Source organism: Capnocytophaga sp., assembly GCF_030532915.1.
In the GTDB taxonomy this organism is placed as follows: Bacteria; Bacteroidota; Bacteroidia; order Flavobacteriales; family Flavobacteriaceae; genus Capnocytophaga.
Map to the genome: position 1 here is coordinate 60,238 of NZ_JAUNKD010000008.1, position 23,882 is coordinate 84,119.

Here is a 23,882-nt window from a genome sequence, read left to right on the forward strand (position 1 = left end):
GAAACCCCTTTAATGAGGCAATACAATCAGATTAAGGCAAAATATCCGGATGCGTTATTGCTTTTCAGGGTCGGTGATTTTTACGAAACCTTTGGCGAAGACGCCGTAAAAACAGCCCAAGTGCTTGATATTGTGCTTACCAACCGCAACAACGGAAGCGAGCGCACCGAGCTTGCCGGCTTTCCGCACCATTCCATCAACAATTATTTGCCCAAACTGGTAAAAGCAGGCTATCGCGTGGCGATTTGCGACCAATTGGAAGACCCCAAAACCGTCAAAGGAATCGTAAAACGCGGTGTTACTGAGTTGGTTACGCCCGGAGTTGCCCTCAATGACGATATTCTGCATTCCAAATCAAACAATTTTTTGGCTTCGGTGTGGTTGGGAAAAACCACTAACGGAATCAGTTTTTTGGATATTTCCACCGGAGAATTTCTCGTGGCACAAGGTGATAAAGCCAACATTGACAAGCTCTTACAGAATTTCAAACCCAGTGAAGTGCTGGTTGCCAAAAAACAGAAAAAAGAATTTACCGATGCTTTCGGCGAGGATTTTCATCTTTTCTTTTTGGAAGATTGGGTGTATAAGGAAGATTATGCCCGCCAAACGCTTACGCAGCATTTTCAGACCAATTCGCTTAAAGGTTTCGGTGTTGATGAACTTCACGAAGCCTTGTTGGCGGCGGGTTCGGTTTTGTATTATTTATCTGAAACACAACATAATAAACTGCAACACATCACTTCAGTGCAACGCATTTCGGAAAACGCCTATGTGTGGCTCGACAAATTCACCATTCGCAATTTGGAGCTTTACGCGGGAACGTCGAGCCAGTCGGTAACCTTGCTTGATGTTATTGACAAAACCATTTCCGCAATGGGAAGCCGCACCCTCAAACGCTGGCTGGCACTTCCGTTGAAGGACATTGCCAAAATTAACCAACGTCACGAGGTGGTTTCCTACTTCATCACGCATATCGATGTGTTACAGCAAATTAAGGAATATATTTCAAAAATAAGTGATATTGAGCGACTTATATCAAAAGTAGCGACCGCAAAAATCACGCCCCGCGAGGTAGTGCAACTCAAAAATTCGCTTGAATTGATTCCGCCCATAAAGGAAATTTGCCAAAAGGCGGAAAATCCGGATTTGAAAACTTTGGGCGAAAAACTGCATTCCGCCGAAGCTGTTTGTGAACGTATTCGCCTTACAATCAATGAGGAAGCTCCGGTGAATATTCTGAAAGGAAATACGGTTGCTGGCGGATTTTCTGCCGAATTGGACGAACTCCGAGGGCTTTCCGTTTCCGGAAAAACGTATCTGGACGAAATGCTCAAACGCGAAACCGAACGCACGGGAATTTCTTCCTTAAAAATCGATTACAACAACGTGCACGGTTACTACATCGAGGTTCGTAACACGCACAAAGACAAGGTTCCGGAGGATTGGATTCGCAAGCAAACGCTGGTCAGTGCCGAGCGATACATCACCGAAGAGTTGAAAACTTACGAGGCGAAAATTTTGGGAGCGGAAGAAAAAATTTCGCAACTGGAACAAGCCATTTTTGCCGAGCTAATTACGTGGCTTTCCGATTATATCACGCCAATTCAGCAGAATGCAATGTTGGTGGGGCAGCTTGATTGTCTCTGCGGATTTGCTTCGCTTGCCCTTGAAAATAATTACAATCGCCCTGAAATGGACGAATCTTTTGGTTTGGACATCAAAAACGGTCGTCATCCCGTGATTGAAAAACAATTGCCCGTGGGCGTGCCGTACATTGCCAACGATGTGTTTCTTGACCGTGATTCTCAGCAGATTATAATGATTACGGGACCCAATATGTCGGGTAAGTCCGCGATTTTACGGCAAACGGCTCTCATCGTGTTGCTTGCCCAAATCGGGAGTTTTGTTCCGGCAGATTCGGCACGTATCGGCATCGTGGATAAGATTTTTACCCGCGTGGGAGCCAGCGATAACATTTCGATGGGCGAATCGACTTTTATGGTGGAAATGAACGAAGCGGCACTGATTTTGAACAACATATCCGAGCGAAGTTTGGTGCTTTTGGACGAAATCGGGCGGGGGACAAGCACCTACGACGGGATTTCCATCGCGTGGGCGATTGCCGAGTATTTGCACGAACATCCGTCGCGGGCAAAAACCTTATTTGCAACGCATTACCACGAACTCAACGAAATGACCGAAAGTTTCGATCGGATTAAAAATTTCAATGTTTCGGTTAAAGAAACGAAAGATAACGTGTTGTTTATCCGTAAGTTAGTTTCGGGTGGTTCGGCACACAGCTTCGGGATTCACGTGGCGAAAATGGCGGGAATGCCCCAGTTTGTGATTCAGAAAGCCAACAAAATGCTCAAAAAACTGGAAGCCTCGCACGCTTCGCAAAACACTGCCGAAACGCTGAAATCGGCTCAAAAAGACGTGCAACTGAGTTTTTTCAATATGGACGACCCGCTTTTGGAAGAAATCAAATCGGAAATTTTACAGCTGGATATCAACACCTTAACACCCGTTGAAGCCCTGATGAAACTCAATGAACTCAAACGAATGATTCAGAAGTAATTATTTCTAACATAAACCGATGTAAATCAATGAGATACCTTGCTTTGATTATATCATTTTTGTCTCACCCGATATGGTTTCCGATATACGGAGCTATTTTGTATTTGGTTGCCGCACCGCTTCACGTGCCGGTGGAGGAGATGAAGTACACGTGGGGGTTGCTAGTAACGGCTTCGGTGGTGGTGCCTACGTTGGTTTACATTGTGCTGTATTTGCTTAACTGGTTAAATTCGCCTTTTTTGGTGGCTGTTGAGAAGCAAAAATGGTTGCTTTATGGTTATATTGGCGTGTTATTGGTCATTGCTTTTACAATTGTGACCATTGAACGTTATCCGATTTTGTATTTTTATATGATGAACTTGGCAGTGGGCTGTTTTTTGGTTGCTTTTATGCACTTTTTTAGGTTTGCGGGGAGCTTATCGGTGATGTTAATGGGCGGAATTACAGGTTTTTCGGTATTTTTGAGTCTGTTTTACCATATTGATTTGGCGTATGTAACCATTTTTTGCGTTTTTATGAGCGGTTGGGTGGCTTCTGCGAGTGTTTATTTGGCACAACGGGCGCTTTGGGTACTGCTTTTAAGCTGGGTTGCGGGTTTTTTGCCACAGTTGGTTTTGTTAAGAATGATTTAAAAAACGTTTTTTATCATATATTTTTTGTATTTTTGCGCGAAATTTTGCACAAAATGGTTGATGTAGTTATACCTATATATAAGAAAAATCCTGAAGCGGACGATATTATCGCACTTAGGCAAGGTTTTCGTGTGTTTAAAAATTATCCTATTACGTTTGTGCATCCCACCAGTTTGGATATTACTCCGTACAAACAATTTGGTAAGGCAGATTTTTTAGCTTTTGATGATATTTTTTTTAAAGATATTTACGGGTATAACCAACTGATGCTCAGTGTTGATTTTTACAAAAGTTTTTCTAAAAAATACATACTTATTTATCAGACAGATGCATACGTTTTTAAAGACGAACTGCAATATTGGTGTGGAAGAGATTACGATTATATTGGTGCTCCGTGGTTGGGTAGTAAGGAGAGTATTCCATTGGAGAAAAGTATTTGGGATACAGTGGCTTATCTATCAAAAAAACTTATTAACTATAAAAAGAATAACAAAGCGCAAAAGAATAAATCATTGTTATACAATGAGGTAGGTAACGGGGGGTTTTCGCTTCGCAAAAGGGAAAAATTTATTGAGGTGTTGGAAAAACTTGCCGAACAGCTAAAAATATATACAAAACCTGAAAATTTTAGTCCGTTTTATGCCGAAGATGTTTTCTTTAGTATTGAACCTGAGCGAAATGACATCACCTTTTCAAAACCCGATTACAAAGAAGCCTGTAAATTTGCCATTGAAAACAAAGTAGAAAAAGCATTCTTGTATAATAAAAACGAGCTTCCGTTTGGTTGCCATCGTTGGAATAAAGAAAACAGAGCATTTTGGAAAGATTATATAAGATAAATAGAACTATTTTTCAGGGGAAATCAATTCTTCTTGCAGTACCTTCTGATTTTCAGTTAGATACTCGTTTTGAAGAAAATTTGAAGTACTTGGGATTTGTTGTTCACAAAATGCCGGAGCGCGCGAGCAGAGTGAGAGTTCCATTTAGAGATGTGCTTATCCACGCAACGCGCAAATTTTTATATAAAGACAAAACCCATAAACCGAAAATTAAAGGTAAATTGCGTGAAAGCAATGATATTGAATTTATAAAAAAAATAGGCAGAGTAGATTATGCCTTGTTTATCCGTGCTGACCAATTCAGTTATCAAACGGTAACGATAGCCAAGAGTATGGCTGAAAAAATGGTTGCCTATCAATGGGACGGCATAGAACGCTTCCCCTTGATTAAACAATACGTTAATTTGTTTGATAAATTTTATGTTTTTGATAAGAATGACGTAAAAATGAATGCGGTATTTATACCTACTACGAATTTTTATTTTGATGATTTGCTACCTGATCCCAAAAACATTAAAGAACGAAGTGTTTTTTTCGTAGGGACTTTTATGAAAGACCGAATAAAATGGCTTGAATCTATTGGCGATTTTTTACTTAAACATAATTTAATCCCTGATTTCTATCTTTTTAAAAGAAAGAAACGAGGAATACTCAATCAGTGTATGCAAATAATACCGAAACCTTTTACGTTTAAGCAAAACATTTTGAAAGTGCAACAATCTGAGTATGTACTTGATTTACATAATCCGATACATAATGGGCTTTCTTTCAGAACCTTTGAAAGTATCGGGTATGCTAAAAAACTGATAACCAATAATGTTTTAGTGAAAGAATATGATTTTTATCATCCTGCGAATATTTTTGTGTTAGGTGATGATGACCCTTCAACATTTGGGGCGTTTTTATCAATGCCATATCAAAAGCTTGATGAAGCAATCGTTGAACAATATGGTTTTACGGCGTGGATAAGTCGTTTGTTGGCTTAACATCGTTCTTTGCCCAAAGCACCATAAAACTGATAAGCACAAAAATGGAAGCAAATTGTCCGGTAATAAACATATCAAACATTGATTGAAAAACACTGATTATTAGTAATAAAAGACAAAATGTTTTACGAGATGTGTCTGCTATAAAATAAGGGCTCAAATAGATAGCCAAGAGTAGCGTAAATCCCACAATTCCAAACTCTAAATAACTTTGAACGAATTGGTTATGGGTGTCCACAAAATCGGAGGGACGCCAAAAAGTTTGTACAAAACCTGTAGTGTCAAACCAAATTTGGTTTGTGAACTGATGCTGTGCGTCATTGGCTCCCCAACCTATGATAGGTTTTTCTTTAATTAATGAAAAAGCATTTTCCCACAAAAATAAACGAGGTTCTTGGCTTACTTTTTCACTGGATATACGAGGATGATATGTGAGCCTAAAAATAATAAAAATTGCAAACAAGCCAGTTAGTCCCAGAGTCCAAATTTTACTACGTTTGTATATTTCCAAAAAAAGAATGCCTCCGGTAATGAACAAAGACATTAGTAAACCACTTCTTCCTTCTGAAATAAGTAAAATAAAGAATATCAAGGCGTAACTGACAATATATCCCATTTTTTGTACGGTGGAAAGAGTTTTGTATCGGTTGGAAAGTAAATACCAAATGGCTACCAAAGTTACGTTCAAATAGAGATTGAACATCATATGCGAATTTATAAATTCAATACGTGCCGTGGTAAAAAGAAGCGTTCTGTTTTCTGAGGATATAAAATTCCAAAAACCAATTTTTCCAAAAATCAAAAAACCGATTGCTACCAATGAAGTTACTAATAGTGTATGCAAATAATAACTGAGTTTGTGATGTTTGTTTAAGCCTAAAAAGCCTACGACTCCCAAACCCAACAAAGGAAGGCGATTTCTCAACAGTATTTCTCGATATTCAACAGTATTTTCAAAGGGAATATAAACAAAAAAGAGAGTAAAAAATAACAAAATTATTATGTAATAAAGCCTTTTGATATTCCAAACAAAACCTGTCCAGCGCTTGTTATATATATATTCTATCAAAAAAGTGACAGGAACAGCATACCACAAATCGCGAAACTTATTAATGTACACGATGCAGGATGTAATCAAAAGTAGGCAACTTGCAACGGGTAAATAGTTTATGATAGGGCTATTTTTTTTGTTTAATATATTTTCCATCGTAAAATAAAGAGTTAGTTAAAATACTTCTCTAAAACCAACAAACTGCACAAATCTTCAATGTTTTTATTGAAAAATTGCCAACAGTGTTGGTGAGCATTTTTGATGATTTCTTCACATTTTTCGGGATGATTGATGTAAAAAGACAGCACTTCTTCCAAGTCTGAGTAATCGGGTTTTATTTCGATATAATGCTTCCCGCCGATGAGTGTCCCTTCCATAAACCACGTTTCAATGGTGGGTTTGGGCATCACGGCAATAGAATTTGACGATAGTATCCACTTTAAGTTGGTAGCAACATCGTTGCCTTGCAGACTTAAAATGAACTTACAATCCAAATGCTCTTTGATAGAAATTTTGGGTTTAATCCACTCGGGTCGGGTAAGCCCCACGTTGCCCACAGCCCCTAAATCACAAAGCGGATGCCCGAAATATTTTTCGTAAAAATCATATCGGTGTTGCTGATAAATCGCACCCCTGCCGATAAGCAGATTTTTCTTTTCAGAAAAAGGCTTGTCATTTTTCACCCATATGAAGTGTCGAGCCTTGTCCAGATTGAGTAAAACGCTGTTTTGATTGTTTGCTGAAATCGGGCGACTTTTAACAATGCTGGGCGTGTTGGGGACGTGTGTAACATCGCCAAAAACAAAGTCAATAGCCTGATTTTCGTCAAAAAAACGGGCGTACTCGTAGGTGTCAAAAAAATACGCTTTGGGTGTTTTGGGCGCTCGTAAATCGGCAATGGTTTTTTGTTTTGACAACAAGTTTGATGCATCCTGCATTTTGCAGTAGTACGCAACACGTTTTTCTATGTTGGCTTTGTCTTTTTCGGTTAAATGCTGTTGTAAATGAGCAATTTTTGCTTTATAGCCGCCACTTCGGTTGCCAAAAAAGCGCAAAGTGTAATTTCGCACATAATACCAAAATTTAACCTGTTTGTTAAGTTTCATAATCCTATCAAAAAAAGACTTTCGTGCAAATGTACAGAAATTAATTGATAAATACCTATTTTCTTTTTTGTTTTCTTAAAAAATATCCCTACATTTGCACGAACAATTTTACTTCTCAATATTTTAGCAAACCATACGTTGGGTTTCCTGTCGAATAAGGAAAATTCCCAAGCAGTTTTTTGTGGATACAGGTTTGTAATTTTCTTTACATTTGTAAGTTTTACTAAAACGTTGATTAAAAGCAATTATTTTTCACTTTTCAATAAAAATAATAATATGGAAAAACGAAAGTTAAGTTTTTGGGAAATATGGAATATGAGTTTTGGCTTTCTCGGTATCCAATTCGGGTTTGCCTTGCAGAATGCCAATACCTCACGCATATTTGAAACGCTCGGAGCCAAAGTTGAAGACATTCCCATTCTGTGGATTGCCGCTCCCGTTACGGGGCTGATTGTGCAACCCATTATCGGATACATCAGCGACCGAACGTGGACGCGCCTTGGGCGACGACGACCGTACTTTTTAATCGGTGCGATTTTGTCTTCCATCGCATTGTGCATTATGCCCAATTCTCCGTCACTTTGGATTGCCGCCGGAACCCTTTGGATGATGGACGCTTCCATCAACATCTCAATGGAACCTTTCCGAGCTTTCGTGGGTGATAATCTTCCTGATAGTCAGCGAACAACAGGATTTGCAATGCAGAGTTTCTTCATCGGTGTGGGAGCGGTGGTCGGCTCGGCATTGCCCTATATTTACACGAACTATCTGGGAATAAGCAACACAGCTCCCGAAGGCGTTATTCCCGATTCGGTAAAATGGTCGTTCTATGCCGGTGCGATTGTGTTTTTGGTGGCGGTCTGCTGGACGGTCTTTTCCACTAAGGAATATTCGCCCGATGAGCTGAAAGCCTTTGAGGCGGAAAAACACGAAGAAAAATACACCGAAGCCGTTACACCCCAAGCGAAAAGCCGAAAACTTACCAACGTCGGGAGTATTGCTTTAATTCTCGGGATTATTTTAGTTGCGGTGTTATATCAGATAAAAATTGAAAAAGAACTATTTATACTTGCTTTCGGGCTTGTAGGTTTGGGCGCTTCCTTTTTGGTGGCGGCTTTTGCACACCGTAAAGGATTTTCCGAAAATGGGTTCGTTACCATCACTACCGATATGCTTTATATGCCGCAAACGATGAAGCAACTCGCTTCGGTTCAGTTCTTTTCGTGGTTTGCCCTTTTTTCAATGTGGATTTACACCACGGCTGCCGTAACGGGGCATATTTATGGCGTTTCGGCAAAAGACACTACCTCAGAGCTTTACAACGAAGGAGCAGACTGGGTGGCGGTTTTGTTTGCCGTTTACAACGGCGTGGCGGCATTGGTGGCGTTTTTGCTTCCCGTAATGGCAAGGGCAACAAACCGAAAAGTAACACATCTTATCTGTTTGATTTTCGGAGGATTAGGATTAATTTCCATTTATTTTATTTCCGACCCGAATATGCTTTTGCTTTCAATGGTGGGTGTGGGCATTGCTTGGGCGAGTATCCTCTCAATGCCTTATGCAATTCTTTCGGGAGCGTTGCCGTCCAACAAGATGGGATACTATATGGGTGTATTTAACTTTTTTATCGTACTTCCGCAGATTGTTGCCGCTACGATTTTAGGCTCGTTGGTAAGTAAGTTTTTTAACAACGAACCCGTCTATGCCTTAATCATCGGCGGTTGTGCTATGATTCTGGCAGGGTTTTTAACGCTTCGAGTGAAGGATTCTATCAGCAAATAGGAATTAGTGGTTAGTGATTGGCAGTCGGGCAATGATTTTCAAACAATCTCAAACCCTTTAAACAATTACATTTTAAACAACTTTAATAATGAAAGGATATATTTTTGATTTAGATGGCGTGATTGTGGACACGGCAAAATTCCACTTCTTGGCGTGGCAAAAAATCGGAAAGGAATTCGGTTTTGAGCTTACGCACGAGCTGAACGAACAACTCAAAGGCGTAAGTCGGGTGGATTCGCTTACGAAAATTCTCGGTTGGGCAGGTGTTTCGGTTTCTGCTGAAAAATTTGACGAACTCGCCACCCGAAAAAACACCGATTATCTCACCTATGTCGAAAAAATGACTGAAAATGATATTCTGCCGGGCGTAAAAACCTTTTTGGAGAAGGCAAAAACGCAAAATATCAAAATCGCATTGGGTTCGGCAAGCAAAAATGCCCGTCCGATACTCGAAAAACTCGGAATTATTTCGTATTTCGATGCCATTGTGGACGGAAATGACGTTTCCAAAGCCAAGCCCGACCCCGAAGTTTTCCTGATTGCCGCTCAAAAATTAGGGCTTGCCCCTTCCGATTGTGTGGTTTTTGAAGATGCCGAAGCCGGAATTGAAGCCGCCCGCCGTGCCCAAATGAAAACCATCGGGATTGGTTCGCCCCAAATTCTAACGGAAGCCGATGAGGTTTTTTCAGGGTTTGAAGCAATTTTAAAAACGTGGTAGGGAAGCGATATATCGCTTCCGCTACATTCGTTGCGTGTCATTGTAGGGGCAAAATATTTTTTGCCCAACAGGTTTTCTGTCGTATAACTTTTGTTAACATCATAGGTTAAAAATATGCTAAAAAATATGTTTTATTGTAAAAAAGCGTGTTTTCTTCGTACCTTTGCCCCGCATAATAAATACATAATAGTATATGAAAACAAAAAAAATAATTGCCGGATTACTAATCGCAACTTCTTTTTTCACGCTTTCTTGTAGTAAAGACGAAACGTCGTCGCTCCAACCTGACCAACAAGGAAACGAAAAACCACAAGAAAAACCGGAGGATACCTCCGGTGAAACACCTAACGGAAACCCTAACGAAAAACTTTTTGTTTACAAAGCCTATGTGGAGGACATCACGGGCACGTGGTGCGGACATTGCCCCAATGTGTCTCGCGTTCTTGACCATATCAAGAAGAATTTACCTGCCATTAAAGCGCAAATTGTGCCGGTTGCCGTTCACACAGGTGGCGATTCAAATTATGACTTGATGCAAATAGAACAGAGAAAACCCATTGTTCAATATTACAGGGCTAAGAGAAACACCGACTTACACTTAACGGGTTATCCCTATTTTGCAATGAACCGTAACAAGCGCCTGTATGCGTCTAATGCTATTGAAAATTTGGATAATTTCCTGAAAACGAAGAAAACATCACCCATCGGAATAAAAATAGAATCAAAATTGACTGAAACTGGTGGAACGATTTCCGTTGCATTTGATTTCAAAGAAAAGTTTGAAAACTTGAAATACAGTGTTTTTGTTGTTGAAGATAAGTGCATAGATGGACAAACTAACTACACCGACCATTATGGAGGCAGTAGGTATATTTCTAATTTTGAACACAATGATGTGTTTCGTGCCGCTTACGGAAATCCATTGGGCAATGAGTTGGGTTCGGTAGTCAAAAACACGGAGGTTAAAAAAGAAAACCTGCAAGTTGCGTACAGGCTTTTAAATGCCGGGAAATTAAAAAATACGCGCGTGGTGGTTTTTGTTAGTGATGCTAACGACAATGTGCTTAATGTGCAAGAAGCCAAAGCCAACGAAACCCAAGACTATCAGTACGCCAATTAGTTTCACTCCAAAAGAAATTTAATTCCCCAAAGCAATGATTTTGTGATGACGTTCCGCTTTATGTAAAATCATTGTTTTGGGGAAATTACCATTTTTAATATCCAGAGTTCTCAACGAATGAAAAAATTTATTGTTTTTTCACTTTTTATATTCCTTTCGGTTGCTGTTTTTGCGCAACGCACCATCACTTCTGTGCCGGCAAAGTCCGTAGTTACGCTTTTTACTACTTCAAAAGGGGCTGTTGCGTGGCAAATCCCTGTGGCGGAAGGCAAATCTTTAAGCTTAGTGTGGCACGAGCAATCCTCCTCATTTGTGGCAAGCGAGGGTATACGCACCTTTGTAGGGTATCAAAACGACAGATTAACAGCCGTGATTTCCGTTTGGGGGAATTCTGTTAGTGGGAATGTATTCTCCGAGCAGGGCGAATTACGTCTTACAACCTCCGACGAAGGCTTTTTATGCTTTGAAGCCGATTCCCAACCTTTCAGTTGTGGACTTTGTTGCTCCGAAACCCCCGATGACCACAGTTTGCACACACGTCCGAGGGCGGTGAGCACCATTGTGGCACGTAATTCTTCCGCTAAGGAAACCAAAATATTCCCTGATGACAATGTGTTGCGTGTCTTTCGGCTGGCGTTGCCTGTGGATTATAGTATCTTTCAAAGGGAATTCCTGTCGGATGTGGCACGTGTAAAAGCGTTCTGGGCAACTGCACAGGCTACGCTCAATGAATTGTATTTGCGAGATGTAGGCATTCGTTTTGAGGTAATTAATGATGACCGCCTCATTTGCAACCTTCCTGAAAAGGAAGTCTTCCGGCAAGTATCTTCCAATTATGTTATTAACAATTCAACTTACGAAATTAACAAGCTGATAGGCAGCGAAAACTATGATATGGGGCTGTTCATTACCCATAGCACAGGCAGTCACGGACTGGCATACAAATCTTCAGGGTATTTTACCAAGCATAAGGCGTCGGCAACTACCATCAGCACGCAACTATACACCATTGTCCACGAGTTGGGACACCTTTTGGGAGCTTCGCACGTACACGAACAATCAGGAAGCAGCTCAAACTTCTCACACAAGACTGAAACCGGATTGGGGCAGTCGGTGATGGGCTATGGTTCGCCTCAAAATTTCTTCTCGTTGGTTAGTGTCAATGATATACGAACTGAATTGCTGGGGCTTCCACACTATGTTGATAAAGAACGAACGAAGCTTTCGGGTGTCAAAAGTGTCGCTCCGAACTATGACAACTTCCCTTTTGGGGTCAAAAGTTCCGTTCGGGAACCCAAGATTGATACTTTGACTGCCCGAAGCCGTTATCTTTTGCCTCCCAACACCTTTTTCGGGTTTCGGTTAAAAGCAATGGGAACTTATTCGGATAACTTATTGTATATGGTGCAACCTGCCGACAAAGCCATACAGCGTGTTTCACGTGCGAAATTCTATACGTATGCGCCGTCTGTTAACTCCGAGTTTCTTTTTGAAGAAGAGTATGATAACGGAGGCTGGCTAAAAACCCCATTTGTTACTTCCGTAGGAAACAAACATCTGTTCTGGGTGGGTGTAAGTACCGGAAAAGACATCCATAAGCGAGTTGATGAAGTGGTTCGCTACGATACCAAGGCGGTAGAGGTGCAAATTGTTGATGCCAAGCCCTTCCGCATTGATGCGTCTTCCTTAAAAATACTCTATGAGGCTGGTGAACGCTTTACGTTGCGGTGGCAAGCCGACCCGAAGGTCTTCCAAAATACGCGCGTGCGGATACTTCTGTCAGATGATTTCGGGAAAACGTACAAACATACATTAGCTGAAAGCACTGAAAACGACGGGGAATGTGAACTTGTGATGCCTCAGACGTCCTTCGGCTCGGTTCCTTACAAGCAGAATACGCGTCGCGTGCGTGCGGGGGTCATTAAAGTGGAGGTGATTGACCATATCGCTTATGCGGTGTCGGTGATTAATCCGCTGAATGAGCGCGGGCAGTTCGCTGGAGGCTTTGAGTTGGACGCTGCATCGTCGCTTCGGTTTACACAAACGCCCGAACAGCGCTTGGTATTGCCGCACGGAAGTGAAATACCTCCGAGAATAGACCCTAAGGCAGTAACTACCTGTCGCCGAGGATTAAAACAAGAGATTACTTACGAGGAAACAACCCTTGAAAATACATCGGAATACGAACGCATCTTGACCCGCAAGTGGCTGGTGCAGGATAATTGTGGGAAGGAAATAGGCTTTACGCAGTTTATTTGTATCGAAAAGCCCGTGCAGAAGATAGACGAAACGGAAGAAAATACTGATGAGAATGACGGGAATGAGCATTCAGGAGAGGGAAATAACAACGCAACAAACCCAAAGGGAGATTCGGACAATCAAAATAATGACACAGATAACGGGAATGGAGCTTCGGAAGGCGAAAGTAATGACCCTAATAGTCCGAAGGGAGATTCAGATGCCCAAAATAATAATCCGAATAATGAAAATGGGGCTTCAGGAAATGAAAGTAATGAAGCTAATAGCTCGGAGGGTATTTCAGGGGGGCAGAATGCAGGTTCGGGAACTCAGGAAGGGGACTTTGATTTGCCAAAGTTGTCTTCCGAAGCCTTACAAATGGTTATTTATAACGGTGTAGCTACGGAAATAGATTCTAAAAACTACTTTCAGATAACGTCAGGCAATGTTGCGTATAAGCAGTTTGAGCTTTCGGTGTTTAATGAATTAGGAACGATGGTTTTTAAGAAGACATTTCATAGCCCGCAAGAGGTTGTTTTTAAAGGATATGCCAATGTTAGTGGGGTAGTGGGCAAGGGAAAACGTTTGCCAACGGGGACTTACTTCTATGTATTGACCTGTACGGATAATGCCGGCGGTCTGTTCCGAAAGGCAGGGTACTTGTATGTTCGTTAAGAGATGCTTTTTCGGCATATAAAAGCCTTATGACTAATAATATTAATAAGGACTAAAAATAGCAAAAATATAAATAATAACAATACATATAATTAATTACGATGAAAAAGCTGTGGCTATTATGGGTGGTAATGGTTTCCTTTTGGGGAGTAGCTGCCCAAGAAACTTTTAAGACGAATGTTAAGTCGGAAGAAGTTATCCGAACTTTCTCAACAGGGGGGACTAAAACGTGGGGATTGCCGCTTCCTGACGGAAAAACATTGTCCCTTACGTGGTATGAGCGTAGTTCTGCCTTCACCCAAGCCAATAACGTGCGTACGTTTGTGGGGTACCAAGGTAGTGATTTTGTGGCTACGTTGGCTCTTGCTCAATCAAGTGTAAGCGGGAATGTTACTTATGGGAGCAAAAGCTATTTGATAGAAACTTCGGAAGATGGCTTTTTGCTCATTAAGCATCCTGACCATAAAGCAGAAGACCATAAATGCGGGCTTTGTGCCGACGGAAAATGCCATACGCAGGCGGGTAAAACTGCCCGACCCTCAGCAGGAGCACCTTCGAGCCCTAACTCAAAAGCTCCGTCGCAACTCATTGTTACTGATGGAGTACTTCGTGTGTATCGGTTGGCGGTGGTGGTTAGTAGTGACACGTATCATAACGACTTAAAAGATAACATGACTGCTACTAAAGCCTTTTTAGCGCAGTTAGAAAGCTATCTTAATGAATTGTATATGCGTGACCTTGGAATTAAATTTGAAATGGTGCAAGATGACAAACTTATTATTACTGATTACAGCAAAGATGACTATAGTTATAAATCGGCTAATTATTTAAGTTCTTCAGCGACCACTTATTCCATAAACAGCTTGATAGGAAAGGAAAATTATGATGTAGGAATTGTTATCACAAAAGCTAGAGGCAATGTTTCCGGTCAGGCAGTTGTAGGGGGTGCTTACTATGACAATTTAAAGGGATCGGGGTTTGCGATTTATAATTTTAAAACAATTTCTCATGAAATGGGGCATCTGTTTGGTTCACAGCATACCTTTACACACGGAGGTGTCATTACGTATTTTACTGAACCTGAAAAAGGACAATCAGTAATGAGTTATGGGTTTAATTTCCCACGTGACTTTTTTTCATTAGTAAGTACCCACTTTATACGTAATTATTGGTTAACGAAAAATGCTTATTATATCAATACCGAGCGTACGCAGTTCAACCGTAAAGACGGTGACTACACTAACCACAGCTACGGATATCGGACAAACAACACACCACCCGTTATCAACCGAGCCAAAGTCAAAGCAAAGTACGTGCTTCCGCAGGATACGTATTTTCAGTTCCGTATTGATGCTACGGATAAGGAGCAATCACAGCTTTGGTATGCTGCTCATCAAGCCGATTTAAAACAACAAGGTAAAGCTAAGTTTATAGCTAAAAAACCGACTAACAATCCGCTGATTACGTTTCAAAAAGAATATCACCCTACTGCATATTATGACATTCCTTATTCAGATTTTACAAAAAACCACCCACAAGGGGAATTTACCTTTTGGTTGGGCGTAAATGATTACAACCCTGCTGACCAAAACCACGCCACGCATTACGATGCCGTGGAAACCAAAGTAGAAATCAAAAACGGAACGCCGTTTAAAATCACGAGTGCTATTAACAAGCAGTATCAAGCCGGACAAAAAGTTACCTTGCAATGGGGCGTGGATAGTGCTATATTTGGCAATGACAGCAAAGTACGCATTTTGCTTTCTGATGATTTGGGACTAACCTACAAACACGTGCTGGTAGCCGAAGCCCCTAACAACGGCAGTTGTGAGGTAACGCTTCCCAATATTGAAATCGGGAAAAAGCAACTTTATTTTGAAGGAGGAACAAAAGGACCTAACATCGAACAGGGAGCTTTTAAAATCGAAGTGCTTGACCATATTGCCTTTGCTATTACCGAAGATGACCCGTTTAGGGGTGGTTTTGAGGTAACGCGTTCTGCCATTAAATTTGTTGATACACCTTCGGTGTTGTACGTAAAAACCAAGTCGGAAGCTGAAAGCACGCCCAAAGCAGATGTGAAAGCCGAATCAACTTGCACCACGGGTAACGTTTCGATAGCCTACGCACAAGATGCAACCAAAAACCCGATTACCCGAACGTGGACAGCCACCGATGGTTGCAACAATATGGCGGCTTACACGCAATATATTTATTATGAAACCGATAGAACATCACAGCCTTTGCAACTTGCGGGCGTTCCTGCCGATGTGGTGCTTGGTTGTAAAGACCCTATCCCAACGCCGGCAAATGTAACCGTCAGTGGTGGGTGCAATCCGCAACTGATCTATACGGAAAATCCGTTGGGTGAAAATGCCTGTGGCAGACAAATTGTACGTAAATGGATAGCCACTGATGATTGCCAACCTGCCATTTCGCATACGCAGTATATCACCATTGCCGATACCGAACCACCCGTATTTCAGGAAACGCTTCCGCAAAACATAACGATTTATGAAGGAGAAACCGTTCCTCAACAAGCATTTCTTACAGTAAAAGATAACTGCCGAACAAGGGAAATGTATGTAGATAGAAATGAGAAGGAAGAAAAAGAAGGAGACGTTGTAAAGAAAATATACACGTGGCAAGCCCAAGATGATTGTTTTAATATAGTGACACACACCCAGACGATTACTATCTTGCCGAGAAACGCAACACGTATGGAGCTGACAAAAACACCTGAAAACGTATCGGTTAGTTGTGATAACATCCCCAATGCGGATACTTCGTCGGTGCAAGTGAGCGGGTGTGATAAGCCTACCATAACGCATTCAGATGTTCGTAAAAACGGAAATTGCTTGAATAATTACACGATTGAACGTACGTACACCGTTACGGGCTGCGGACAAAGTTTGTCGCACACGCAAATCATCACAGTTTCGGATACGCAAGCTCCTGTTTTTGTGGGTAATTTGCCTGTTGACATTACTGTTGAGGAAGGAAACATACCTTCGCAGGCGGAATTAACGGCACAAGACAATTGCACCAACACTGTTCAAATGCAAAAACGTACCGAAGAAACGCAAGAAAACGGCAATCGCGTGCTGATTTACAAATGGATTATTTCCGACCCTTGCGGCAACACCGCCGAGCATCACCAGAAAGTAACCGTACTTTCAAAGAAAACCGAAACACCCGGTGGCGGCACGCCTAACCCTGATAATCTTGCCGATGCGCAACTGATTGTGTATAATGCAGTTTCCACCGAAACGGGCTCTGAAAATTACTTTAAAATGGAACCCTTGGAGCATTTTACGCAACTTTCCGTTGAAATTTTTAATGAACTCGGTCAGAAAGTATATCAAGCCAAAGATTACCAGCGTAAAGGCGGGGTTTTCAGAGGCTATACGAACCTAAACGGTGTAGTGGGCAAAGGCAAACGCCTACCCACCGGAACGTATTTCTATATTTTGAAATACCAAGACCCGAAAAAGCAAAAACACATCAAGCAAGGCTATTTGTTTGTGCGGTAATTCGGCAGAGGCTCTGCCGGCGGAGCCTCTTCTTTTTTTAGATAATTATAATAGGTTAAAAATATGAAATATTTAACAACATTTGTATGCTGTTTTGTGGTTTTTCTACAAACGATTTATGCGCAAGAAACCATTAAAACGCAGGTTAAGGCAATTGATGTGATTGCTTTATTTTCAAAAGGTAACGATGTTTTATGGGAAGTTCCCGTATCGCAAAGTGAAAAACTTTTGTTGCGGTGGAACGAGCAAGAAACGTCTTTTACCAAAAAGGAGGGTATTCGCACTTTTGTCAGTTTTCAAGAGGGCGAACTCGTGGGGATTCTTTCCATCAACAAAACCACGGTTTCGGGTGAAGTTACATACAAACACGAACGCATTCAGCTTGTTACTAATTCCGAAGGGTTTTTAGAGATTGCCTCCGAACACAAACACGAATGCGGAACTTGCAAAAACGGGACTTGTATGCCTTCAAAAACCGGCAGACCGGCGGCTCGTTCGGGCAAAACTGCTGCGAGTGAAAACAAAGTTGCCAATCGCGATGTGCTTTTTACATATCGTTTGGCATTACCTGTTTCATATATATCATTCTCTGATTATTCTCGTGTATTTAAGGGCAGTGTTGAAAACGTGAAAAGCTTTTGGGCAAATGCCGAAGTGCAACTCAATGCTTTTTTTATGCGTGAGTTAGGTATCCGTTTTGAAGTGATTAACGATGAAAAATTAATTATAACAGACTCTAATACAGATTTTTTTAAAGCAAATACAGCCGAAGGAATGATTGGCAGAGCTACACTTGACCTTGATAAACTCATCGGAAATGAAAATTATGATTTGGGAATGGTAATGACCACCAATATGAAAATAGGTGGGAATAGGGTAGGGTCAGCAGGTGGACTTGCCTATTTTGATGGGGCATATAACGTTTTAAAGGGGGGGTCAATGGCTGTTCCGGTTTTGGATGTAATTGCTCACGAAATGGGACATATGTTTGGGTCATCACATACTTTTACCACAGGTGGTGACTACACTTATTTTACCGAAACAAACCGTGGGCAGTCTGTAATGAGTTACGGTGATGAGTCAGGTGATTTCTTTTCATTAGTTAGTCTTCATTTTATACGTCAAAAAATGGCAAAATTACACTATTATGAGGATAGAGAACGTACAAAACTGGTTAAAGATTCTGTGTTTAATAATTACGTTAATTTTCCATTTGGGGAAAAAATTCCCAATCAACCGCCAGTGATTGACCGTAGTAAACTCAAAAAAAGCTATGATTTGCCTAAATATACGTATTTTCAGTTTCAAATTAATGCTACCGACCCTGATGACGCCAAACTGACCTATATGGCACATCAGGCAGATATTCACAAAAAAAATCAAGCAAAATTTATCACTTTGAAAGGAACCGAGCACAACGTTATTTCTTTTCAACCTCTTTATGTTGATACCGGAGCTTTTAACCCCGACGCCAAGCCCGTTAAAGACGGAACTTACACGTTTTGGTTGGGTGTAAGTGATGGAAATTCACAGAAAAAACGCCCCGTGATGTACGATGTATTTGAAACACAAGTCAATTTAAAAGAAGGAAAAACTTTCGAGATTACCTCTTCCACCAAAGATGTGTACCAAGTGGGCGAAAGCGTAACGCTCAAATGGGCGGTTGATAATAATTTTTTTGACAGAAACAGCAAGGTGCGCATCTTGCTTTCAGATGATTTGGGGAAAACCTACAAGCACGTGATTGCAGAACAAACCGAAAACGATGGCGAACATACCTTTACCATTCCTAATGTGTTGGTGGGCGTTACCACTTTCGGCAAAGGGAAAAAAGTAAACCTACCGGCGGGTGTTTTTAAGGTGGAAGTGCTTGACCATATTGCCTATGCGATTACTAATGTAACCCCGTATAAAATAACAAACAATGCGAGGATTCCTTACGGTGGATTTAAAATCATTCCGGCAGACGGTAATTCGTTGTTGCCGTTGCAGTTTGTTGGCGTATTGCCTCAAAATGAAACGGTTACCTGTGCGAAGGCTATTCCTGAAAAGCAAACATTGAGTGTTGAGGGCGGTTGTAATCCTTCCGTAAAGGTTACCGAAACGATTAAAAATCAGACCTGTGCGAATAATTACGTACTTGAACGCACTTATACCGCTTCTGACAACTGCGGAAGCACTCCCATTACGCACGTACAGCTCATCACGGTTTCCGATGATGAAAAACCCAAATTTGTAGGTGAGTTGCCCGCGAATATGACTGTCAAAAAAGGCGAAGCACTTCCGCAACAAAAAGAATTGACCGCTACCGACAATTGTACGGAAAATCTTACTGTTGTAAAATCACAGCACACTTTACAAGAAAATGGAAATGAAGTGGTTATTTACAAATGGGAAGTTACAGACGCTTGTGGTAACAAAACTGAACATACACAAAAAATAATTGTAACTACCTCACATTTAGCTTTTACAGAAAAATTACCTCAAAACGCAGGTGTTTCTTGTGAAGGTGAAATTCCACCGGCGCCTAAAAACCTTTCTGTTTCAGGAGACTGTAACCCGAAAGTATCGTTCAAAGAAACAAAAAGCAACGAGAGCTGTTTTTACACCATTACCCGTGTTTGGACGGCGTCTGATGATTGTGGCAACAGCATTTCACACACGCAACTCATCACGGTTTCCGACACTGAAAAACCCGAATTTACGGGCGAATTACCGAAAGATATTTCCGTTGAGGAAGGAAAAATTCCGGCTCAAACCGACCTTTTGGCAACCGATAACTGCACCAAATCGCTTCGAATTGTTAAAGATAGCGATGAAATTACCGAAAACGGACAAAAAGTTATCGTTTATAAATGGACAGCCACTGATGCTTGCGGAAATGCCTCGGAGTACATACAAAAAATCACCGTTTTGCAAAAGAAACCCGATTTGAGCCTTCCGCCAACCGACACCGAACCGCAATTACAAAAAGAGATGGTGATTTATAACGGCGTTTCCACCGAAAACGGCTCGGAAAATTATTTGAAAATCGAACCGATTGAGGCTTACAAAAACTTGCATATTGAAATTTTTAATGAACTCGGTCAGAAGGTCTTTCAAGCAAAAGATTACCAACGTAAAGGCGGAATTTTCAGAGGTTATGCCAACGTTAACGGTGTGGTTGGCAAAGGGAAACGCCTCCCAACCGGAACGTATTTCTATATTTTGAAATATCAGGACCAACACGGAAATCATTTCACCAAGCAAGGCTATGTGTTTGTACGATAAAATTTGTGATTGAGCGTTGTTTGAACCTTCAAACAACCTCAAAACCATTTCAAACTATCTTCAAAACAATCTTTAAACATTTAATCTTTGGCAAAGTTTGCAAACTTTGCCAAAGATTACAATTGTTAACAATTCTCAAACCATTTCAAACTTTCTCAAACAATTCTCAAACAAACTTTTAAGCTATTTTCAAATAAAGTTTAAAAAACGTAAATATTTTTTTGCTTATTTTGATGATGGTAAGATATATTTTATATCTTTGTCCCGATACATAAAAAAATAATTAATTTTTACTATGCAAAATCACGGGAAAAGTTATTTGAAATGGAAACTATCAGCATTATTTTTTACTTTGCTGATGGGTGTTTCTTTTGCGCAAACGCGAGAGGTTAAAGGGCGTGTTACTGATGACAACAATCATCCCATTCCGGGGGTAAACGTCATTATCAAGGGTATAAATCTTGGAGTGATGACCAATATGGAAGGGGAGTATATTATTAAAGCAGACACCGGTGACGTGTTGCGCTTTTCGTTTATTGGTTTTAAAACCGAAGAGAAAAGAGTAGGTGAAAGCACAAAAATGATTAACATCGTTATGAAAGAAGATGTTACCGAACTTGATGATGTGGTGGTTGTCGGCTACGGAACTGCTAAAAACGTCAGCACGGTAGTGGGTTCGGTGGTGAAGGTGGATAGTGAAAAAATCTCGAACAAACCTTCGGCGAGTTTGCTTGATGCCTTGCAAGGAAAAGTGGCGGGTCTTTCGATTTCATCAAGTTCGGGAGAGCCTAGCTCTGCCGGAACGATTCGCTTGCACGGAATAGGTTCCGTTAATGGTGGGGGAGAACCTTTGTATGTTCTTGATGGGTCGCCGGTGTCAAGAAGTGTGGTTATTTTTATGAATCCAAATGATTTTGAGAGTGTTACGGTTTTGAAAGATGCTTCGGCAACTTCTATCTACGGAACAAGAGCCGCCAACGGGGTTATTTACATCACCACTAAAAAAGGAAAGGGTAGTGATTCGGCTACTTTTTCAGTAAGTTCACAATATGGATTGTCATTTTTAGCCAGTCGTGCCTTTTTTGATGACTTTATGAACTTAGAAGAATATAGCCAATATATGGTTGAAAAAGAAAAAATGGGGTTTGGATACAACGGAGAATTTACCGAAGAGTGGCGAAATAATCTTTTAAGTCAGGAAAACCCACCCAATACACGTTGGGACAGAGTGTATTTTAGAGATTATCGCCCCAGTCAGCAAATTACCGTTTCGGCATCAGGGGGGAACACCAAAACACGTTACTATATTTCGGGAGGATATTTCAGCCAAGAAGGGATGATGTATAAATCTAACTTTGAGCGTTTTACAGCACGACTTAACTTAAATGCTACACTTAACAATTGGCTTAAAACTAATATAAGTATTTCAACGGGGTATAGTGAATATATGCAGAATCCTAACACGGGATCAAATGCCGATTACGGAAGTTTGGGAATCTTGTATCCGCCACATTACAGAGATGTTGATGAGAAAGGGAAACGTTATGATGTAATTCCGGATTTGTTATTGCCTCACCCACATTATATTGCCGAGAACACTCCGTCAGTAACTAAAAATATTAGTTTGATTCCGCAATTGAGTTTAACAGCTACACCAATTAAAAATTTGACCATTAAATCACAACTCGGAATAGAATATCGGGATAGTAGAGCGCATTCGTATGAAAAACCTTCTTACCGAGAAGAAAGCAACTTACGTAATTATAGAGAAGACCTTCCATTTACCTCTCGTTCAAGTACCCCTATTCTTAAACAAACATTGACCAACACGGCTGAATACAAACTTGATTTTGCACCCAAGAGAGAACTAACCTTTTTGTTGGGGCAAGAAAGTATAAAAGATGAATATTCTACGCTGGGAGGTAGGTCAGAGGGACAAACTTCTGACGAGGCAACGATGATTATTCACGGAAACAAGAATATAAAGGTGTATGACGGGCACCAGGTTACTACGTTTAACTCGTTTTTCTTGCGTTTGGATTATATCCACGACAATAAGTATTTCTTTGATGTATCAGTTCGTAGAGACGGGTCATCTCGTTTCGGGAAAAACAATCAATATACCAACTTTTGGGCGGTGGGAGCGCTTTGGAAAGCGGGTGAGGAAAACTTCCTGAAAAAAGCCTCGTGGCTTGACCGATTGGATTTAAAATACAGCGTGGGAACCAGCGGAAATGCTGATGCCATAAACGATTACCTGCATCTGTCGTTAGCCAGTAACACACAGTTTTATAAAGACAGACCTTCATACGTGTTGTCATCACCCGGAAATCCTGATTTGCAATGGCAAAAGCAAATCAAACAGACTTTGGGGCTTAACGTAGGCTTGTTCAAACGCGTGTATTTGAATACGGAATTGTACTATCGTCTCATTTCTGATATGCTCACCGGTATCGCTCGTCCCACCTTCTCAGGAAATGCGGGAATTTCAGAAAACGGAGGTGAATTGCGCCATCGGGGTATTGACGTATCGTTATCGGTTGATGTGCTTAAAGGAAAAGACTTTTTCATAGCTCCTTTTCTATCATTTAACTACAATCAAGAGAAAGTGTTATCGCTTCATGAAGGTAAAAAATCGGTTGTAGTTGATGTGACATCAGAGGCATACATCGTAGGTGAGCCTATACGTTATTACTACCCGATGTTTTATCGGATAAACCCCGATGACGGAAGAGCGCAATGGTTTTTACCGGGTGATGACCCTACGGTAATGAATAATAACACAGCGCAGGTAACAACTGATTTTAACTCGGAAAAATTAAAACAAAACACAGGAGTCAGTCGTTATGCACCGATTAATGGAGGATTTGGTTTGGAAGCCGGATATAAAAACTTCCGATTTAATATGGCATTTGCCTATACTTTTGGGAAATATAGCGTCAATATAGACCGATACCGTACCGAAAATCCTATTGCAACCATCGGTTGGCCGAATTCAAATCAAAGCCGAAGAGTGTTGGAAAATGTTTGGAAACAACCTGGTGATATTGCCACCTTCCCGAGCTATCAACATAACCAACCTTTCACGGAGAAAGACGACCGTTTGATTGAAAATGCGTCGTATATACGTATGAAAGATATTACATTGAGTTATTCCTTATCGGAAGATATATTACGACAAATAGGTTTCTTTAAAGAATTGCGATTCTATACCACGGGTCGTAACTTGTTGACTTTCACAAATTACAGAGGCATAGACCCTGAGTTTGATGTATCCCTTTCACCATCAGCAGGGGGCGGTAACCCGAATACCAAGCAATATACTTTCGGGATAGATATTAAATTTTAAAACAGA

The 23,882-nt window shown here is 40.9% G+C and carries 13 protein-coding genes; 11 read left to right on the plus strand and 2 right to left on the minus strand.

The window, feature by feature from the left end; translation table 11 throughout:
- Positions 1–12: 12 nt before the first annotated feature.
- Genes mutS through Q4D72_RS03935 form a run of 4 tightly spaced genes read left to right on the plus strand, consistent with a single transcriptional unit; the run spans position 13 to position 5,034 of the window.
- Positions 13–2,577 (plus strand): DNA mismatch repair protein MutS, encoded by a 2,565-nt coding sequence (mutS, locus tag Q4D72_RS03920; RefSeq protein WP_303076200.1) that lies wholly within the window; start codon positions 13–15, stop codon positions 2,575–2,577.
- 29 nt (positions 2,578–2,606) lie between these two features.
- Complete coding sequence (locus Q4D72_RS03925) at positions 2,607–3,209, plus strand: hypothetical protein (protein WP_303076160.1); 603 nt, start codon at positions 2,607–2,609, stop codon at positions 3,207–3,209.
- Positions 3,210–3,262: 53 nt separating this feature from the next.
- Entirely contained in the window at positions 3,263–4,048 is a 786-nt protein-coding gene (locus tag Q4D72_RS03930) for a DUF5672 family protein (protein WP_303076162.1), read from the plus strand.
- On the plus strand, positions 4,027–5,034 hold the full coding sequence (locus Q4D72_RS03935; RefSeq protein WP_303076164.1) for a hypothetical protein: 1,008 nt from the start codon (positions 4,027–4,029) through the stop codon (positions 5,032–5,034). Before Q4D72_RS03930 ends, Q4D72_RS03935 begins: the two co-directional genes overlap by 22 nt.
- Here Q4D72_RS03935 and Q4D72_RS03940 read toward each other — a convergent pair.
- A complete protein-coding gene (locus Q4D72_RS03940; protein ID WP_303076165.1) occupies positions 5,003–5,959 on the minus strand; it encodes an O-antigen ligase in 957 nt (318 codons plus the stop codon). The two genes, Q4D72_RS03935 and Q4D72_RS03940, sit on opposite strands and share 32 nt — an antisense overlap.
- A 296-nt stretch (positions 5,960–6,255) precedes the next feature.
- Positions 6,256–7,191: a glycosyl transferase family 90 gene (locus tag Q4D72_RS03945; protein ID WP_303076167.1), complete on the minus strand. Its 936-nt coding sequence runs from the start codon at positions 7,189–7,191 to the stop codon at positions 6,256–6,258.
- Between the two features lie 276 nt (positions 7,192–7,467).
- On the opposite strand from Q4D72_RS03945, the gene Q4D72_RS03950 reads away from it, so the two are divergent.
- The 7 genes from Q4D72_RS03950 to Q4D72_RS03980 all read left to right on the plus strand — a co-directional run bounded on the left by Q4D72_RS03950 (position 7,468) and on the right by Q4D72_RS03980 (position 23,876).
- Positions 7,468–8,973, plus strand: coding sequence for an MFS transporter (locus Q4D72_RS03950; protein WP_303076168.1), 1,506 nt, complete (start codon positions 7,468–7,470; stop codon positions 8,971–8,973).
- 88 nt (positions 8,974–9,061) lie between these two features.
- On the plus strand, positions 9,062–9,691 hold the full coding sequence (pgmB, locus tag Q4D72_RS03955; protein ID WP_303076169.1) for a beta-phosphoglucomutase: 630 nt from the start codon (positions 9,062–9,064) through the stop codon (positions 9,689–9,691).
- Positions 9,692–9,884: 193 nt separating this feature from the next.
- Positions 9,885–10,811: an Omp28-related outer membrane protein gene (locus Q4D72_RS03960; protein ID WP_303076170.1), complete on the plus strand. Its 927-nt coding sequence runs from the start codon at positions 9,885–9,887 to the stop codon at positions 10,809–10,811.
- A gap of 117 nt (positions 10,812–10,928) precedes the next feature.
- On the plus strand, positions 10,929–13,724 hold the full coding sequence (locus Q4D72_RS03965) for a reprolysin-like metallopeptidase (RefSeq protein ID WP_303076171.1): 2,796 nt from the start codon (positions 10,929–10,931) through the stop codon (positions 13,722–13,724).
- Between the two features lie 101 nt (positions 13,725–13,825).
- Entirely contained in the window at positions 13,826–17,257 is a 3,432-nt protein-coding gene (locus tag Q4D72_RS03970) for a reprolysin-like metallopeptidase (RefSeq protein WP_303076172.1), read from the plus strand.
- A gap of 63 nt (positions 17,258–17,320) precedes the next feature.
- On the plus strand, positions 17,321–20,527 hold the full coding sequence (locus tag Q4D72_RS03975; protein WP_303076173.1) for a reprolysin-like metallopeptidase: 3,207 nt from the start codon (positions 17,321–17,323) through the stop codon (positions 20,525–20,527).
- Positions 20,528–20,822: 295 nt separating this feature from the next.
- Positions 20,823–23,876 carry a SusC/RagA family TonB-linked outer membrane protein gene (locus tag Q4D72_RS03980; protein ID WP_303076175.1) on the plus strand — a complete coding sequence of 1,018 codons (3,054 nt, stop codon included), beginning with the start codon at positions 20,823–20,825 and terminating at the stop codon, positions 23,874–23,876.
- Positions 23,877–23,882: the final 6 nt, after the last annotated feature.

Bases quoted from the DNA above. Each gene is read 5' to 3' on its own strand.
- mutS (WP_303076200.1), top strand. From the start codon at position 13: ATGAGGCAATACAATCAGATTAAGGCAAAATATCCGGATGCGTTATTG.
- Q4D72_RS03925 (WP_303076160.1), top strand. From the start codon at position 2,607: ATGAGATACCTTGCTTTGATTATATCATTTTTGTCTCACCCGATATGG.
- Q4D72_RS03930 (WP_303076162.1), top strand. From the start codon at position 3,263: ATGGTTGATGTAGTTATACCTATATATAAGAAAAATCCTGAAGCGGAC.
- Q4D72_RS03945 (WP_303076167.1), bottom strand. From the start codon at position 7,191: ATGAAACTTAACAAACAGGTTAAATTTTGGTATTATGTGCGAAATTAC.
- Q4D72_RS03950 (WP_303076168.1), top strand. From the start codon at position 7,468: ATGGAAAAACGAAAGTTAAGTTTTTGGGAAATATGGAATATGAGTTTT.
- pgmB (WP_303076169.1), top strand. From the start codon at position 9,062: ATGAAAGGATATATTTTTGATTTAGATGGCGTGATTGTGGACACGGCA.
- Q4D72_RS03960 (WP_303076170.1), top strand. From the start codon at position 9,885: ATGAAAACAAAAAAAATAATTGCCGGATTACTAATCGCAACTTCTTTT.
- Q4D72_RS03965 (WP_303076171.1), top strand. From the start codon at position 10,929: ATGAAAAAATTTATTGTTTTTTCACTTTTTATATTCCTTTCGGTTGCT.
- Q4D72_RS03970 (WP_303076172.1), top strand. From the start codon at position 13,826: ATGAAAAAGCTGTGGCTATTATGGGTGGTAATGGTTTCCTTTTGGGGA.
- Q4D72_RS03975 (WP_303076173.1), top strand. From the start codon at position 17,321: ATGAAATATTTAACAACATTTGTATGCTGTTTTGTGGTTTTTCTACAA.
- Q4D72_RS03980 (WP_303076175.1), top strand. From the start codon at position 20,823: ATGCAAAATCACGGGAAAAGTTATTTGAAATGGAAACTATCAGCATTA.